Annotated in this window: 16 protein-coding genes; 12 read left to right on the forward strand and 4 right to left on the reverse strand. The window is 73.2% G+C overall.

All coding sequences use genetic code 11. The features are described 5' to 3' along the window. Positions 1 to 45: 45 nt before the first annotated feature. Positions 46 to 522, reverse strand: coding sequence for an SsgA family sporulation/cell division regulator (locus MUU72_RS12780; protein ID WP_248013315.1), 477 nt, complete (start codon positions 520 to 522; stop codon positions 46 to 48). Positions 523 to 764: 242 nt separating this feature from the next. On the opposite strand from MUU72_RS12780, the gene MUU72_RS12785 reads away from it, so the two are divergent. Continuing rightward, on the forward strand, positions 765 to 2300 hold the full coding sequence (locus MUU72_RS12785; protein ID WP_248013316.1) for an RDD family protein: 1536 nt from the start codon (positions 765 to 767) through the stop codon (positions 2298 to 2300). A 105-nt stretch (positions 2301 to 2405) separates the two neighbouring features. Next, a complete protein-coding gene (locus MUU72_RS12790) occupies positions 2406 to 3191 on the forward strand; it encodes an RDD family protein (RefSeq protein ID WP_248013317.1) in 786 nt (261 codons plus the stop codon). 46 nt (positions 3192 to 3237) lie between these two features. Here the strand turns inward: MUU72_RS12790 and MUU72_RS12795 are convergent, their stop codons facing one another. Then, entirely contained in the window at positions 3238 to 3546 is a 309-nt protein-coding gene (locus MUU72_RS12795) for a hypothetical protein (RefSeq protein WP_248013318.1), read from the reverse strand. Positions 3547 to 3967: 421 nt separating this feature from the next. Here MUU72_RS12795 and MUU72_RS12800 point away from each other — a divergent pair, with 421 nt between their 5' ends. Both MUU72_RS12800 and MUU72_RS12805 read left to right on the forward strand, forming a co-directional pair. Further along, positions 3968 to 6358, forward strand: coding sequence for an immune inhibitor A domain-containing protein (locus MUU72_RS12800; protein ID WP_248013319.1), 2391 nt, complete (start codon positions 3968 to 3970; stop codon positions 6356 to 6358). Positions 6359 to 6475: 117 nt separating this feature from the next. Beyond that, positions 6476 to 6850, forward strand: a complete 375-nt coding sequence (locus MUU72_RS12805) for a hypothetical protein (RefSeq protein WP_248013320.1) — start codon at positions 6476 to 6478, stop codon at positions 6848 to 6850. Between the two features lie 58 nt (positions 6851 to 6908). Here the strand turns inward: MUU72_RS12805 and MUU72_RS12810 are convergent, their stop codons facing one another. Next, positions 6909 to 7505 (reverse strand): isochorismatase family protein, encoded by a 597-nt coding sequence (locus MUU72_RS12810; RefSeq protein ID WP_248013321.1) that lies wholly within the window; start codon positions 7503 to 7505, stop codon positions 6909 to 6911. 130 nt (positions 7506 to 7635) lie between these two features. Further along, positions 7636 to 8964, reverse strand: a complete 1329-nt coding sequence (locus MUU72_RS12815) for a nicotinate phosphoribosyltransferase (protein WP_248013322.1) — start codon at positions 8962 to 8964, stop codon at positions 7636 to 7638. Between the two features lie 107 nt (positions 8965 to 9071). Between MUU72_RS12815 and clpS the strand changes: the two genes are divergently transcribed. The 8 genes from clpS to MUU72_RS12855 all read left to right on the forward strand — a co-directional run bounded on the left by clpS (position 9072) and on the right by MUU72_RS12855 (position 15159). Beyond that, the gene (gene clpS / locus MUU72_RS12820) at positions 9072 to 9425 is read left to right on the forward strand and encodes an ATP-dependent Clp protease adapter ClpS (RefSeq protein ID WP_372503092.1); all 354 of its coding nucleotides are present in this window, start codon (positions 9072 to 9074) and stop codon (positions 9423 to 9425) included. Next, positions 9422 to 10015, forward strand: coding sequence for a DUF2017 domain-containing protein (locus tag MUU72_RS12825; RefSeq protein WP_248013323.1), 594 nt, complete (start codon positions 9422 to 9424; stop codon positions 10013 to 10015). The genes clpS and MUU72_RS12825 overlap by 4 nt, the downstream gene beginning before the upstream one ends. Positions 10016 to 10411: 396 nt before the next feature. Further along, on the forward strand, positions 10412 to 11872 hold the full coding sequence (locus MUU72_RS12830; protein WP_248013324.1) for an amino acid permease: 1461 nt from the start codon (positions 10412 to 10414) through the stop codon (positions 11870 to 11872). Between the two features lie 109 nt (positions 11873 to 11981). Beyond that, positions 11982 to 12407, forward strand: a complete 426-nt coding sequence (locus tag MUU72_RS12835) for a M67 family metallopeptidase (protein WP_248013325.1) — start codon at positions 11982 to 11984, stop codon at positions 12405 to 12407. A gap of 146 nt (positions 12408 to 12553) precedes the next feature. Continuing rightward, positions 12554 to 12733 (forward strand): putative leader peptide, encoded by a 180-nt coding sequence (locus MUU72_RS12840; protein ID WP_248013326.1) that lies wholly within the window; start codon positions 12554 to 12556, stop codon positions 12731 to 12733. A 159-nt stretch (positions 12734 to 12892) separates the two neighbouring features. After that, on the forward strand, positions 12893 to 13174 hold the full coding sequence (locus MUU72_RS12845; protein ID WP_248013327.1) for a MoaD/ThiS family protein: 282 nt from the start codon (positions 12893 to 12895) through the stop codon (positions 13172 to 13174). Positions 13175 to 13180: 6 nt separating this feature from the next. Beyond that, positions 13181 to 14131: a PLP-dependent cysteine synthase family protein gene (locus tag MUU72_RS12850; protein ID WP_248013328.1), complete on the forward strand. Its 951-nt coding sequence runs from the start codon at positions 13181 to 13183 to the stop codon at positions 14129 to 14131. Positions 14132 to 14406: 275 nt separating this feature from the next. Further along, a complete protein-coding gene (locus MUU72_RS12855) occupies positions 14407 to 15159 on the forward strand; it encodes an MBL fold metallo-hydrolase (protein WP_248013329.1) in 753 nt (250 codons plus the stop codon). Positions 15160 to 15204 lie beyond the last annotated feature (45 nt).

Consider the following 15204-nt stretch of genomic DNA (forward strand, 5'->3'; position numbering starts at 1 on the left):
GGCGCGGCGGCGCGGCCCCGGGGCCCCCGCCGGCGTGGGCACCCGCTACGCCCCCGGCTCGGGGGATTCGTCCGCCGGCCAGGGGCCGTTGGGGCCGGCGTCGTCCCGGGAGGCCAGCGCGAGCAGCGCGGTCAGCCCTTTGTCGAGGCCCAGGTGCGGGCCCTCGGAGCCCGGCGGCACGATCCGCAGGGTGCGCTCCAGCCAGGCCGACACCGCGCCGGCCGGCGCCTCCAGCAGCGCGTCGCCGTCCGGCGAGGTCAGCGCCATGCAGACCAGGCTGCGGCCGTCCAGCTTCGCCGGCCACACCCGGACGTCGCCCTCGCCGGTGGGCCGGAACACGCCCTCGACGAGGAGTTCCCGGGCGAACGTCCACCGGACCGGGGAGTCCGACCCGACGTGGAAGGTGACGTGGACGGCGAACGGGTCGTCGGTCCGGTACGTCAGCCGGGCCGGTACCGGGATGCTTCGCTCCGGCGACAGGACCAGACCCAGTTCAAGCTCTCGTTCCACCACGGTGTGCATCGGATTCCGCCTCTCTCGAACTCCCTGAGGCGGGCCCGTGCGCGGGCCCGCACCCGATGAGAGCGGGCGGCGGCCGGACTCTTACACGGGTTCCGGCGACTTTTTTCCGCGCACCGGGGCAGACGCCCGGGGGCAGGGCGTGAACACCGGTACGACGCGGGGTCTGATAGATGTGGACGCCGCGTTGCGGCAGACTGCACCCCGACACCCACCAGGCCGAGAACAGATACGGGACTTCGGACATGAGCGCCCCTACCTCAGGATCCGCCGGCGGCAGCCCCACGCCAGGCTTCTACCCGGACCCGTCCATCCCCGGCTACATCCGGTACTGGAACGGTGCCGCATGGGTCCCGGGCACCAGCCGCCCGGCCCCGGCCGAGGGCGAGCCGATGCCGGCCGCGCCGCCCGGCGCGGCCCCGGCGGCCCCCGCGCCCGCGGCCGTCGAGGAGACCGGCCCGGTCTTCCTGGACGAGGCGGAGCCGGCCGGTTCCGCGGCCCCGGCGGTCCGCCCCCGCGGTGAGGTCGAGGCGGCCGGCGCGAGCTGGGACGACCCGGCCCGGCTGCACGGCACCAGCCCGGAGGGCGCGGCGTCCTGGCACGCGGACGCCTCCCGGCAGAGCGGCTTCGGTGAGGACGGCCGGGTCTCCTGGGGCGCGTCCGGCCGGCCGCCCGCCGGGACGCCGGCCGGCGGTGCCGCCTGGGGCCAGCTGCCGCCGCAGCGCGGGGCGGAGAGCGACGAGGCCGCCGCCGGCCAGGCGCCTCCGGCCGCGCCGCCCGCGGACGGCGGGACGGTCACCATCCGCGCGGTCGGCCCGGCGGCCCGCGGCGGTTCCGGCGACCACGGGACCACCGCGATCCGCGCGGTCCGGCCCGCGGCCCCGCCGGCCGCGGACCAGGGCACCACCGCCTTCCGGGCGGTCGGCCCGGACGCCGGTGAGGGCGCGCACCCGGCCCCGAAGGACGGGACGATGGCCTTCCGGCTCCCGCCCGGCACCCGGACGCCGAACGCCCCGGCGGCCGGCGCCGCCCCGCAAGGCTCCCAGGCGCCGCAGTCCCTGCCGTCCACCGGTGCCCCGGCCGCGCAGCCGCCCGCCCCGCAGCCGGCCCCGCAGGCCGACCGCCCGGCCGACCGGTCGCCGGCCCGGCCCCCGGCCGCCGCGGCGCCCGCCCCGGCGCCCGGCCCCGGCCTCCCGCCGCAGGGCGGCGCCCCCGGCGACGACGGCGTCATCCCCTGGAAGCCGCCGACCGCCGACATCTTCTTCGCCGCCGCCCAGGCCGCCCAGGGCCATCCGGCGCCGCTCGGCCGGCGGCTGGCGGCCCGGCTGATCGACACCCTGGTGCTGGCCGCGGTCACCCTCGCGGTGGCGCTGCCGATGTGGTCCACGGTCACCGACCACCTCGACGCCAAGGTCGAGGCGGCCAAGCAGTCCGGCCGCCAGGTGACGGTGTATCTGGTGGACGGCACCACCGCCCCGGTCTTCCTGACCCTGCTGGCGGTCGTCCTGATCGGCGGCGGCCTGTACGAGGTGCTGCCGACCCTCAAGTGGGGCCGCACGCTGGGCAAGAAGCTCTGCGGCGTCCGGGTCCTGGACATCGAGAGCCACGACACCCCCCGGCTCGCGCAGGCCATCCGGCGCTGGCTGGTCTACGGCGTCCTCGGGGTCCTGGCCGTCGGGGTGGTCAACGCCCTGTGGTGCCTGGTCGACAAGCCGTGGCGGCAGTGCTGGCACGACAAGGCGGCGCGCACCTTCGTCGCCTCCGACGCGGCCTCCGACTGACCGTCACCCGGTCGTTCCCCGGGCCGTCACCCGCCCCGGCGGCCCGGGTCCGCCGATCGGACGCCGCCGGATGCGGCGCCCGTCCGCAGGCGGTCGACTCGGGCCATGAGTACCGACCAGCCCCGGCCCGGCCCCGGTGAACCGCCGGAGCACGACCCGTTCCCGAAGCCGCCGCCCCCGGCGGGCGGCCCCCCGCGCAACGGCACCCCGCACGGCCCCGGCCCGGGCGGCCCCCCGCCCCCCGGCGGCTCCGGCGGTACCCCGCCCCCCGGTGGCGCCCCGCCCCCGCCGCCGCCCCCGCCGGGCGGCGGCCCGTACGGCAGCGGCCCCTACGGCGGACCGTACGCCGGGGGCCCGTACGGCAGCGGACCGCACGGCGGCGGGCCCCCGGCGGGCGGCCCCTACGGGCCGGGGCAGTACGGCACCGACCCGCTGGCCGGGATGCCGCCGCTGGCCAACCGGGGCAAGCGGCTGCTGGCGCGGATCATCGACGCGCTCCTCATCGGCGTACCGGTCAGCCTGATCATGAATGCGATCGTCGGCTGGGTGGACTACTTCAGCACCAGCAGCGTGGAGACCAGCAAGCAGGCGACGGTCTCCGGCGTGACGATGCTGGCGTACCTGATCTACGAGGGGCTGATGCTGACCAGCCGCGGCCAGACGGTCGGCAAGATGGCGATGCGGATCCGGGTGGCGATGCTCTCCGACGGCTCGGTCCCCACCCCGCAGGCCGGCTGGACCCGGGCCGCGGTCTACACCCTGCCGGAGATCGTCCCGTGCTGCGGCTTCATCTTCTGGCTGGTCAACGTCCTGTGGTGCACCTGGGACAAGCCGTACCAGCAGTGCCTGCACGACAAGGCGGCCCGGACGGTGGTGGTCGCCACCGACTGACGGAGCGTCAGGAAGCGCTGACCGGCTGGCCGTTCGCGGTCGGCGGTCAGCGGGTGCGTTCGCCGATCCGGGTGCCGGTGCGCGGGTGGGGCCGGCGGTCGTCCGGGTCCGGTACGGCCCGCAGCGCGGCGGGCGCCCCGGGGGCCGTGGCGCCCGTGCCGCCCCGGCGGACCACCCGGGAGACCCCCGGCATCGGCACCGTCAGCGCGACCAGCAGCCCGAGCCCGAGGCCGGCCAGTGCGATGACCGCGACCCCGATCCCGGTCTGCGTCTGCGAGAGCAGCAGCATCGCGAGGGTGGAGAGAAAGACGGTGGCCGAACCGTAGACGAGCTGGGTGGCGGTCGGACGAGGCATGGCGGATCCGTCCTCGGGAGGGTCGGCGGGGATCGGCGGTCGGCGGCGCGCCACCGGGCGAGCCTACGGTCCTTTGTGCCCGACCGGAATCCCGGGTAAGCGTGACCTAACCCACCGGCCCGGGGCACAGGGGCGCACGGGCCGGGCGCGGTACCGGCCGGCGGGCCGCCCCGGCCGGTGTCCGGCCTGCTGGCGGCGGGGGCGCAGCCCCCTGCGGCATATGCCTCCGCGCGGGTCCGCGCAGCGCTGCCGAGGGGGCGGCGGCTCTGCGGAAGCTGTGCGTCCGCTGTCCGATAACTGTGCATCGCAAGCCGGATAACGTACTTGGGCGTGCACACACGCGTCAAGATCTGTCTTTTCTTCCTCACATCCGGTCGAATGCCCTCCAGCATCGGCCAGTTGATGGGGAGGGCACTGACAAGTGAGAAACCACCGAAGACTGTTCGGAACGGCCGCCCTGGCCACGGCACTCGCCGCGACCGGGGCGGCCGTTCTCCCGGCCGGGGCGGCCGCCGCCGACCCGGCCCGGCCCGCCGCGGCCGCCGTCCGCCAGGACCCGGCGCCCGAACGCGCCGCCGTCCACGACCTCAAGGGGCCGTTCAGCGAACGGCAGGCGGCGCAGCGGACCGAGGCGATCCGCCAGGTCATATCCGGCGACGCGACGGCGGACGAGCGCGGCGGCTCCAAGGTCGTCCGGCTCGGCAAGGGCAAGTACGTCGAACTGGCCCGGGAGAAGACCGACAAGATCTTCACCATCCTGGTGGACTTCGGCGACAAGGTCGACGACACCACGATGTACGACCCGGACGGCGACGGTCCGCTGCCCCCGGTCAAGAAGTACGGCGGCACCCCCGGCCCGGCCCACAACCAGATAGCCAGGCCGGACCGCACCAAGGACAACAGCACCGCCTGGCAGGCCGATTACAACCGGCAGCACTACCAGGACCTCTACTTCTCGCACGACAAGAAGAAGGAGTCGCTGGCCAAGTACTACGAGCGGCAGTCCTCGGGCCGCTACTCGGTCGACGGCCAGGTCTCCGACTGGGTCCGGGTCCCGTGGAACGAGGCCCGCTACGGCTCCAACTACTGCGGCTCCACCAACTGCCCCAGCGCCTGGGACCTGATCCGCGACGCGGTCAACCAGTGGGTCGCCGACCAGAAGGCCAAGGGCCGCACCGACGCCCAGATCAAGGCGGACCTGGCCCAGTACGACCAGTGGGACCGCAACGACTACAACCACAACGGCAACTTCAACGAGCCCGACGGCTACCTCGACCACTTCCAGATCGTGCACGCCGGTGAGGACGAGTCGGCCGGCGGCGGCGTCCAGAAGACCGACGCCATCTGGGCGCACCGCTGGTACGCGTACGGCACCGACGCCGGGAAGACGGGCCCCGCGAACAACCGGGCGGGCGGCACCCAGATCGGCGACACCGGCTTCTGGGTCGGCGACTACACCATGCAGCCGGAGAACGGCGGACTCGGCGTCTTCGCCCACGAGTACGGCCACGACCTGGGCCTGCCGGACGAGTACGACACCACCGGCAAGGGCGAGTCCTCGGTGGACTTCTGGTCGCTGATGTCGGCCGGCTCCTGGCTGGGCCGGGGCAAGGACGCGATCGGCGACCTGCCCGGCGACCTCAGCGCCTGGGACAAGCTCCAACTGGGCTGGCTCTCCTACGACAAGGCCAAGGCCGCGACGGCGTCCCGGCACACCCTGGGCGTCGCCGAGTACAACACCCGCAACAAGCAGGCCCTGGTCGTCGAACTGCCCGCGAAGAAGGTCACCACCGAGATCGTCACGCCCGCCCAGGGCGCCGCGCAGTGGTGGAGCGGGATGGGCGACGACCTCTCCAACACCCTGACCCGGACCGTCGACCTGACCGGCAGGTCCCGCGCGGCGCTGACCCTCAAGGGCTGGTGGGACACCGAGAAGGACTACGACTACGCCTACGCCGAGGTCTCCACCGACGGCGGCGCCTCCTGGACGCCGCTGGACGGCACCGCGAACGGCAAGGCCCTGCCGCGCGACGCCTCCGGCAAGCCCGCGCTGACCGGCACCGTCACCGGCCACCAGGACCTGGCCTTCCCGCTCGACGCCTACGCCGGCAAGAAGATCGGTCTGCGCTTCCGCTACCAGACCGACGGGGGCGTCGCCCAGAAGGGCTTCACCTTCGACGCCCTGGCCGTCACCGCGGACGGCACGGCGTTGTTCACCGACGACGCCGAGAGCGGCGACAACGGCTGGACCAGCAACGGCTTCTCGCGGATCGGCGCGTCCTTCACCAAGGACTACCCGCAGTACTACCTCGCCGAGAACCGCCAGTACGTCTCCTACGACAAGACCCTCAAGTCCGGCCCGTACAACTTCGGCTGGCGCTCCACCCGGCCGGGCTGGGTCGAGCACTTCCCGTACCAGAACGGCGTGCTGATCTGGCTGTGGGACACCTCGCAGCGGGACAACAACGTCGGCGTGCACCCCGGCGTCGGGCGGATCCTCCCGGTCGACGCGCACCCGAAGGCCGAGCGCTGGGCCGACGGCACGCTGATGCGCAACCGCTTCCAGGCGTACGACTCGACCTTCACCCGCGCCCGCACCGACGCGCTGACCCTGCACAAGGACGGCGCCACGGTGAAGATCGCGTCCAAGCCGGGCGTGCCGGTCTTCGACGACCACAGCGGGGTCTACCGGGACGCCGCCAACCCCACCGGCGGGGTGATCGTTCCTGACACCAACACCGCGATCAAGGTCGCCAAGGAGGCCCGGGACGGCTCCACGGTGGTCCTGACGGTGGGACCCGCACGTAAGTAAAAAGTAAAGTCCGCAGGTCAGAGGCTTATCGGCCGCCGCCCCCTAGCGGGCGGCGGCCGAGAGGCGTTTAGATGCGTGATGCAGTTCCTTGCTGACGCCGAGTCTCACGGGGGAAAGATGAGAACGACCCGCGGCGGTTTCACCAGGCTTCCCGGCGGAAGCGTGGTGGTCGCCCTCTCGCTGCCCAGACCGGACCACGGCCCGCGCTGCGGGCCCTACGACGGCGGCTGCCGCATCCGGGTGCTGGTGCACGCCGCGAACCGCCCGCGCGCCCTGACCAGGCTGCGCAACCTCGGCCTGCGGTCGGTCTACCTGCGCGGCAACACCGAGCCGCCGTCCCCGGACGAGATCACCGCGGTGCTCCACCACCCCGACGGCCTGGTCTGGCGCGAGACCCCCGAGGACGACACCGAGTCCTGGCACCCGATACGGGCGCTGCTGCGGCCGCGCGCCGCGGCCGGCCCGGCGGTGGCCGGCCGGTCGGGCGGCTGAGTCGGGCGGCTGAGGCGGGCGGCGCCTCGAACGCCCGCCGGAGCCGGTCAGCGGCCGGTCAGCGGCCTGCCACCACCGGCTCTCCGGTGAGCGCGACCCCCGCCGCGCGCAGCTCCGCGAGGGCCGCCGCGGTGCTCTCCGGCGCGACCCCGGCCGTCAGGTCCAGCAGGACCCGGGTGGCGAACCCCGCGCGGGCGGCGTCCAGCGCGGTGGCCCGTACGCAGTGGTCGGTGGCGATGCCGACGACGTCCACCTCGCTGACGTCCCGCTCGCGCAGCCACCGCGCCAGCGGGGTGCCGTGCTCGTCGGCGCCCTCGAAGCCGCTGTACGCGGCCGCGTAGGCGCCCTTGGAGAACACCGCGTCGACCGCGCCGGAGGCGAGGGCGGGGGCGAAGTTCGGGTGGAAGCCGCTGCCCTCGGTGCCCGCCACGCAGTGCGCGGGCCAGGACGCCCGGTAGTCGGGGTGCTCGGCGAAGTGGTCGCCGGGGTCGATGTGGTGGTCGCGGGTGGCGACGACGTGGCGGTAGCCGCTGCCGGCCGCGGCGCCGACCAGGTCGGTGATGGCGGCGGCGACGTCCGCGCCGCCCGCCACCGCGAGGCTGCCGCCCTCGCAGAAGTCGTTCTGGACGTCGACGACGATCAGTGCCCGGTGCATGGTGCGTGCCTTCCGGCTGGGGTCGGGGTGCGAAAGGAGGGGCGCGGGGGTGCGGTGTGGCCGAGGGTAGCCACCGGCGGCGGCGGACGGGAGGGGTCCGCGGGATCCCGTCCGCCCGCCGCCGGGCGGCTCAGACGAACTCGGTGGGCAGCACCGGCTCCCCGCGGGAGAGCTGGGTCGCGGACAGCGGCAGCCCGGCGCGGGCCGTGATGTGCCGGTCCCGGGCGGCGTCCAGCGGCTCCCGGGCGACCACCTTGCCGCCGGTGACCAGCGGCACCTGGAGCAGCCGGTCGGCCAGCCGGGCCGGCACCGGGCCGGTGCCCACCACCTCGGCCTCGGCCACCCCCTCCTCGTCCGGCCGGCGCGCGGCCCACTTGCGGCCGCCGGCCGAGGACTTGGCGCCCATCGACTTCTTCGCCACCGGCCGCAGCGGCGCGCCCGGCGCGTCGCTGTCCGCGCGGGCCACCAGCTTGTAGACCATCGAGCAGGTGGGGTGCCCGCTGCCGGTCACCAGCTGGGTGCCGACCCCGTAGGCGTCCACCGGCGCGGCGGCCAGCGAGGCGATGGCGTACTCGTCCAGGTCGCTGGTGACCACGATCTTGGTCTTGGTGGCGCCCAGCTCGTCCAGCTGCTGGCGCACCCGGTGGGCGATCAGCAGCAGGTCGCCGGAGTCGATCCGCACCGCGCCCAGGCCCGGCCCGGCCACCTCCACGGCGGTGCGCACCGCCTCGGTGACGTCGAAGGTGTCCACCAGCAGCGTGGTGCCGCTGCCGAGCGTGTCGACCTGCGCGGTGAAGGCGTCCCGCTCGGTGTCGTGGAGCAGGGTGAAGGCGTGCGCGCTGGTGCCGACGGTGGGGATGTTGTACCGGAAGCCGGCGGCCAGGTCGGAGGTGACGTGGAAGCCGCCGACGTACGCGGCGCGGGCCGCGGCCACCGCGGACAGCTCGTGGGTGCGCCGGGCGCCCATCTCCATCAGGGGCCGGTCGCCGGCCGCCACCGCCATCCGGGACGCGGCCGCGGCCACCGCCGAGTCGTGGTTGAGGATCGACAGGATCACCGTCTCCAGCACCACCGCCTCGGCGAAGGTGCCCTCCACCCGCATGATCGGCGAGCCGGGGAAGTAGACCTCGCCCTCCGGGTAGCCCCAGATGTCGCCGCGGAAGCGGTAGTCGGCGAGCCAGTCCAGCGTCGGGCCGTCCAGGATGCCCCGCTCCCGCAGGAAGCCCAGGATCGTCTCGTCGAAGCGGAAGTTCTCCACCGCGTCCAGCACCCGGCCGGTGCCGGCCACCACGCCGTAGCGGCGGCCCTCGGGCAGCCGCCGGGTGAAGACCTCGAAGACCGACCGCCGCTCGGCGGTCCCGGACCGCAACGCGGCCTGCAGCATGGTGAGTTCGTACTGGTCGGTGAAGAGCGCAGTCGACGGCACGGCCACCGGCAGCCCCAGGTCTGCTGTGTTCATGGGGGAGACTCTACCCCCGATACTCGTCACTTTGACGATAGTGAGTCGGAGGCCGCCGCCCGGGGCTGTTTGTGCGTCCTCGGCCCCCTGGTGGCAGCATGGGGCCTGTGAGCGCCCACCCGTCACCCACGAGCACCCTGCGGCCGCACCACGGCAGCCTCAGCGTCCCGGTCGAGATCGAGCGTCCGGAGACCAGTGAGGCGCCGTTCGCGGTACCCGAGCCGGACGTCCCGTGGGTCACCGTCGTTCACAACGACCCCGTGAACCTCATGAGCTATGTCTCCTACGTCTTCCAGACGTACTTCGGCTACTCCAAGGACAAGGCGCACCGGCTGATGCTCGACGTCCACCACAAGGGCCGCGCGGTGGTCTCCAGCGGCAGCCGCGAGGAAATGGAGCGCGACGTGCAGGCGATGCACGGCTACGGACTGTGGGCGACCCTCCAGCAGGACCGCGGATGACCGGCCAGTTCGAACCGCTGCCCGGGGGCGGCGCGGCCGCCCCGCTCGACGAGGTCGAGATCTCCATCCTGCGCAGCCTCGCCGTCCAGCTGCTGGAGCTGATCGGCCCGGGCGCCGAGCCCGCCGGCTCCGGCGAGGACGACATGCTGGCCGCGCTGTTCGCCGAGGGCCCCAGCGAGCCGCCCTCCGACCCGGTCCTGGCGCGCCTCTTCCCGGACGCCTACGGCGGGCCCGACGCGGTCCCCGACGACGGCGTGCGGGCCGCCTCGGCGGAGTTCCGCCGCTACACCGAGAACGACCTGCGGGCCCGCAAGCGGGAGGACGCGCTGGCGCTGATCCGCGCGCTGGACGCGCTGTCGGCGGAGAGCGGCGGCGCGGTGCTGCGGCTCAAGCCGGACGAGTGCCGGCAGTGGCTCGGTGCGCTCAACGACCTCCGGCTCGCCATCGGCACCCGGCTGGAGGTCACCGACGAGGACGACGGCGGGGAGCTGCTGCGGCTGCCGGACAGCGATCCGCGCAAGCCGATGGTGCTGGCCTACTTCTGGCTGGGCGGCCTCCAGGAGACCCTCGTCGAGGCGTTGACCGGCTGATCGCGCGGCCGCCGCTTTGAGCGGGTGTCCGCACCGTCCCGTCCGCCGTCCGGCGCCCGGCCGCCCTCCGGGCGAACGGCGCGACTTCACGGACACCCCCTGGCGCGGGTTCGCTCAGCGGAGGCTCAAATCCGGATAACGATCCCATCACCACACCCGTGCGGTGTGCGGTAAAACCTACTCATTGTCCTGTTTTTCGTGTGGAGTGGATCACTGCGTCCCTGGTCGGTCTCCGGCAGGTCGTGATAAAAGTTCTCGACCTGCCGTGAGTGACGCCACCCCTGTCGCTGCGGGAGCGCTGAGCCGGCCGACCGTCGGCGTGCAGGAACTCCATCCGGGGGGATCGGGACCCGATCCGGAAAGAACCGGGTCGGTATGGAGAAAGGCGCACCACTCATGACCTCTGTGCAGGTCGACAAACACCGCGACGGCAACGAGGCCGCTGGCAAGGCTCCCGAAGAGGGCTACCAGCGGGGTCTGGGCAATCGCCAGATCCAGATGATCGCCATTGGTGGCGCCATCGGTACCGGCTTGTTCCTCGGAGCGGGCAAGGCCATTTCCAAGGCCGGACCGAGCATCATCCTGGCGTACGCCATCGTCGGTCTGGTCATCTTCCTCATCATGCGGGCCCTGGGCGAACTGCTCATGTACCGGCCCGTCTCCGGCTCGTTCTCCGAGTACGGCCGGGAATTCCTCGGCCCGTTCATCGGATTCGTCACGGGCTGGACGTACTGGCTCTTCTGGGTCGTCACCGGCATCACGGAAGTGACCGCCGCGGCCACCTACGTCCAGTACTGGAACAAAGGCATACCGCAATGGGTTTCGGCGCTGGTCTTCACCGTCGCGCTCTTCGGTATCAACCTGATCTCGGTGAAGATCTTCGGTGAACTGGAATTCTGGTTCTCGATGGTCAAGGTCACCGCGATCATCGGCATGATCCTTATCGGTCTCGGCGTCATCACCCTCGGTTTCTCCAAGGCCGGTGACACCGCCTCGTTCACCCTGCTCTGGTCGCACGGCGGCTTTTTCCCCAAGGGCATCGGCGGCACGCTGATGACCCTCCAGATCGTGATGTTCGCCTTCCTCGCCGTCGAACTCGTCGGCGTCACCGCGGGCGAGGCGACCGACCCGAAGAAGGTCCTCCCCAAGGCCATCAACACCGTGCCCTGGCGCATCGGCCTCTTCTACATCGGCGCGCTCATCATCATCCTGTCCGTGGTCAGCTGGACGGTCTTCAAGCCGGGCGTCAGCCCCTTCGTCGCCGCCTTCCAGCAGATCGGCCTGCCGGCCGGCGCGGGCATCGTCAACTTCGTCGTGCTGACCGCCGCGCTCTCCTCGGCCAACTCCGGGATGTACTCCACCGGCCGGATGCTGCGCGACCTCTCGCTCAACGGCCAGGGCCCGAAGTTCTTCACCAGGCTCAGCAAGAACGGCCTGCCCACCCGGGGCACCGGCGTCTCGGTCGCCCTGATGCTGGTCGGCGTCTACATCAACTACCAGTGGCCCGGCGACGCGTTCAACTACGTCGTCTCCTTCGCCACCATCTCCGGTATGTGGGCGTGGATCGTCATCCTGCTCTCGCACCTGCGCTACCGGGCCCGGGTCAACCGGGGTGAGCTGCCGGAGTCGGAGTTCCGGGCCCCCGGTGCCCCGTACGCCTCGATCTTCGCGCTGGCCTTCATCGCCATGGTGATCGTGATGATGGGCGTCGACCCGGACACCCGGATCTCGCTCTACGCGGCGCCCCTGTGGGCGATCGTCATGGGGGCGGGCTACGTGGCCATCAAGCGCCGGGACGCGGCGGCGCTCGCCGCTCCGGCCGCCAACGACGCCGGCACCCGGACCGCGGAGGACTGACCCGGGCGGAATCAGCCCGAACCAGCCCGAATCCACCGGCTGTCCAGCATGCGGGCCGGTGCGTACCACTCTTCGGTACGCACCGGCCCGCATGTCTATTCTTGGCCGCATGCTGACCCTCACCAAGGCCCTCCACGACCGGATCGTCGAGCACGCCCGCCAGGACCACCCCGACGAGGCGTGCGGCGTGGTCGCGGGCCCGGCCGGCAGCGGCCGCCCCGAGCGGTTCGTCCCGATGCTGAACGCGGCCCGCTCGCCCACCTTCTACGAGTTCGACTCCGCCGATCTGCTCAAGCTCTACCGCGAGATGGACGACCGGGACGAGGAGCCGGTCATCATCTACCACTCGCACACCGCCACCGAGGCGTACCCCTCGCGCACCGACATCTCCTACGCCAACGAACCCGGCGCGCACTACGTCCTGGTCTCCACCGCCGACACCGACGGCGCCGGCCCCTTCCAGTTCCGCTCGTTCCGGATCGTGGACGGCGAGGTCACCGAGGAAGAGGTCCGGATAGTCCCGGAGTACGTCTGAGCCGCCGCCGTGACCTGGGGGTTCCGCCCCGGTCGCGGCGCGTGCCGGACGCCGGCCCCGTGCCGCGTCCCACCTGGTGTACAGCGAACGTCCGCATCATGGGACGAGGTTCCAGAACCCGGACCGGGAATCGATACGATGACCGCATGGTTGAGCATGCCGTGGGCGTAGCGAGGGAGCAGAGGCAGCACGCGCTGCCGCACGCCCGGCTCGCCGCGCGCCGCTCCGCGTCCGCCCTCCTGGGCGCCTTCGGCTGCGGGGCCGCCCGGCTGCACGTCGACCTGTGCCGCCTCTCCAGCGCCATCTGTCCGCGCCGCGCCGCCTGACCGGCCGCCGCCGGCCCGCGCCGCCCCGAAGCGCCCGCCCGGGCCCGCGCCCTCCGGCGCACCGGTCCGCCCGCACCGCCCCGGTGCCCCCGAGCACCGCACCCGCCCCGCACGCACCGCATCCGCCCCGCACCGCCGAACTCCGACAGGAGCACTCCCATGGCCATCGAGGTCCGCATCCCGACCATCCTGCGCAGCTACACCGACGGGCAGAAGGCCGTCGAGGGCAGCGGCGCCACGCTCGACGAACTCTTCAAGGACCTGGACGGCCGCCACCCCGGGATCCGCGAGCGCCTGGTCGACGAGGCCGGCGGCCTGCGCCGCTTCGTCAACGTCTACCTCAACGACGAGGACGTCCGCTTCCTGGAGGGGATCACCACCGGGCTCGGCGACGGCGACAGCGTGACGATCCTGCCGGCGGTGGCCGGCGGACGGGCCTGAGCGGCCGTGCGGTACGACTCCCCGCTGGCAGCGGTCGGGAACACCCCTCTCGTCCGCCTCCCGCGCCTGTCCCCCTCCGAGGACGTCCGGATCTGGGCGAAGCTGGAGGACCGCAACCCCACGGGCTCGGTCAAGGACCGGCCCGCGCTGCACATGATCGAGCAGGCCGAGAAGGACGGGCGGCTCACCCCCGGCTGCACGATCCTGGAGCCCACCAGCGGCAACACCGGCATCTCGCTGGCCATGGCGGCCAGGCTCAAGGGCTACCGCATCGTCTGCGTGATGCCGGAGAACACCTCCGCCGAGCGGCGCGAACTGCTCGCCATGTGGGGCGCCGAGATCATCTCCTCGCCCGCCGCGGGCGGCTCCAACACCGCGGTGAAGGTCGCCAAGGAGCTGGCCGCCGAGCACCCCGACTGGGTGATGCTCTACCAGTACGGGAACCCCGACAACGCCGGCGCGCACTACGCCACCACCGGCCCGGAGATCCTCGCCGACCTGCCCTCGATCACCCACTTCGTGGCCGGCCTGGGCACCACCGGCACCCTGATGGGCGTCGGCCGCTACCTGCGCGAGCACGTCCCCGGCGTGCGGATCGTCGCCGCCGAACCCCGCTACGACGACGTCGTCTACGGCCTGCGCAACCTCGACGAGGGCTTCATCCCCGAGCTCTACGACGAGTCGGTGCTGACCACCCGCTTCTCGGTCGGCTCCGAGGACGCGGTGCGCCGCACCCGCGAACTGCTGAGCAGCGAGGGCATCTTCGCCGGCGTCTCCACCGGCGCGGCCCTGCACGCCGCGCTCGGCGTGGCCCGGAAGGCGGTCCGGGCCGGCGAGAGCGCCGACATCGTCTTCATCGTTGCCGACGGCGGCTGGAAGTACCTCTCCACCGGCGTCTACACCGCCGAGTCCACCGAAGCGGCGATCGAGGCGCTGCACGGGCAGCTCTGGGCGTGACCGCCCCGGCCGGGTGGCGGCCGGTGCGGGAGGGGGCGGCCCCCCGGCAGGCGCCGGCGGCCGCCCCCCGGCGTACGTGCGTGCGGGGCGACAGCCCACACTGGTGATTCCGCCCACAGCTCGCCCCTCCTGAGGCGCCACGGGGCCGGTCGCGGCTTACGCTCGGGGGCACCGCACCGACCGCCAAGGACCCGGCAGCAGCCCGGCACGGCACCGCCGGGTCACCCCGCACCGGACCGCCGGCCGCCACCCCGCCCACGGAGGTTCACGCCCGCATGAAGCTCACCGTCGTCGGATGCTCGGGGTCGTTCCCCTCCATGGAATCGGCCTGTTCGAGCTACCTCCTGGAGGCCGACGGCTTCAGGCTGCTCCTCGACATGGGCAACGGCGCCCTGGGCGAGTTGCAGCGCCACTGCGGTCTCTACGACCTGGACGCCGTGCTCCTGTCGCACCTGCACGCCGATCACTGCATCGACCTGTGCGGCTACTTCGTCGTCCGCTACTACCGCCCCGACGGCGGCCGCTGCGCGCCGATGCCCGTCTACGGGCCGGCCGGCACCGAGGCGCGGCTGACCGCCGCGCACGCCGACCTGCCGCACGAGGCGGCGATGAGCGAGGTCTTCGACTTCCGCACGCTGGCCCCGGGCACCACCGCCGTCGGCCCGTTCACCGTCCGCACCGAACGGGTCAGCCACCCCGTGGAGGCGTACGGCTTCCGCATCGAGCACGGCGGCCGCACCCTGACGTACTCCGGCGACACCGGCCCGTGCGCCGCGCTGGACACCCTCGCCGCGGGCGCCGACCTCTTCCTGTGCGAGGCGTCCTTCACGCACGGCAAGGAGGACATCCCCGACCTGCACCTCAACGGCCGGGAGGCCGGCGAGCACGCCCGGCGGGCCGGGGCGGCCCGGCTGGTGCTCACCCACATCCCGCCGTGGACCGACCCGGACCTCAGCGTCCGGGACGCCCAGAAGGTCTACGACGGCCCGGTCGAGGTCGCCAAGGCCGGCGCGGTCTACGAGATCTGACCGCCCCGGCACCCGGGAACGGGAAGGCCCCGGGCCCCCTCCGCG

This window comes from Streptomyces rhizoryzae, from assembly GCF_023155275.1.
Lineage (GTDB): Bacteria > Actinomycetota > Actinomycetes > Streptomycetales > Streptomycetaceae > Streptomyces > Streptomyces rhizoryzae.

Excerpts from the sequence above, each read along its gene's own strand:
- MUU72_RS12845 (WP_248013327.1), top strand. The coding sequence starts at position 12,893 with ATGGCCATCGAGGTCCGCATCCCGACCATCCTGCGCAGCTACACCGAC.
- MUU72_RS12835 (WP_248013325.1), top strand. The coding sequence starts at position 11,982 with ATGCTGACCCTCACCAAGGCCCTCCACGACCGGATCGTCGAGCACGCC.
- MUU72_RS12805 (WP_248013320.1), top strand. The coding sequence starts at position 6,476 with ATGAGAACGACCCGCGGCGGTTTCACCAGGCTTCCCGGCGGAAGCGTG.
- MUU72_RS12790 (WP_248013317.1), top strand. The coding sequence starts at position 2,406 with ATGAGTACCGACCAGCCCCGGCCCGGCCCCGGTGAACCGCCGGAGCAC.
- MUU72_RS12785 (WP_248013316.1), top strand. The coding sequence starts at position 765 with ATGAGCGCCCCTACCTCAGGATCCGCCGGCGGCAGCCCCACGCCAGGC.
- MUU72_RS12855 (WP_248013329.1), top strand. The coding sequence starts at position 14,407 with ATGAAGCTCACCGTCGTCGGATGCTCGGGGTCGTTCCCCTCCATGGAA.
- MUU72_RS12825 (WP_248013323.1), top strand. The coding sequence starts at position 9,422 with ATGACCGGCCAGTTCGAACCGCTGCCCGGGGGCGGCGCGGCCGCCCCG.
- MUU72_RS12830 (WP_248013324.1), top strand. The coding sequence starts at position 10,412 with ATGACCTCTGTGCAGGTCGACAAACACCGCGACGGCAACGAGGCCGCT.
- MUU72_RS12795 (WP_248013318.1), bottom strand. The coding sequence starts at position 3,546 with ATGCCTCGTCCGACCGCCACCCAGCTCGTCTACGGTTCGGCCACCGTC.
- MUU72_RS12840 (WP_248013326.1), top strand. The coding sequence starts at position 12,554 with ATGGTTGAGCATGCCGTGGGCGTAGCGAGGGAGCAGAGGCAGCACGCG.
- MUU72_RS12810 (WP_248013321.1), bottom strand. The coding sequence starts at position 7,505 with ATGCACCGGGCACTGATCGTCGTCGACGTCCAGAACGACTTCTGCGAG.
- MUU72_RS12815 (WP_248013322.1), bottom strand. The coding sequence starts at position 8,964 with ATGAACACAGCAGACCTGGGGCTGCCGGTGGCCGTGCCGTCGACTGCG.
- MUU72_RS12780 (WP_248013315.1), bottom strand. The coding sequence starts at position 522 with ATGCACACCGTGGTGGAACGAGAGCTTGAACTGGGTCTGGTCCTGTCG.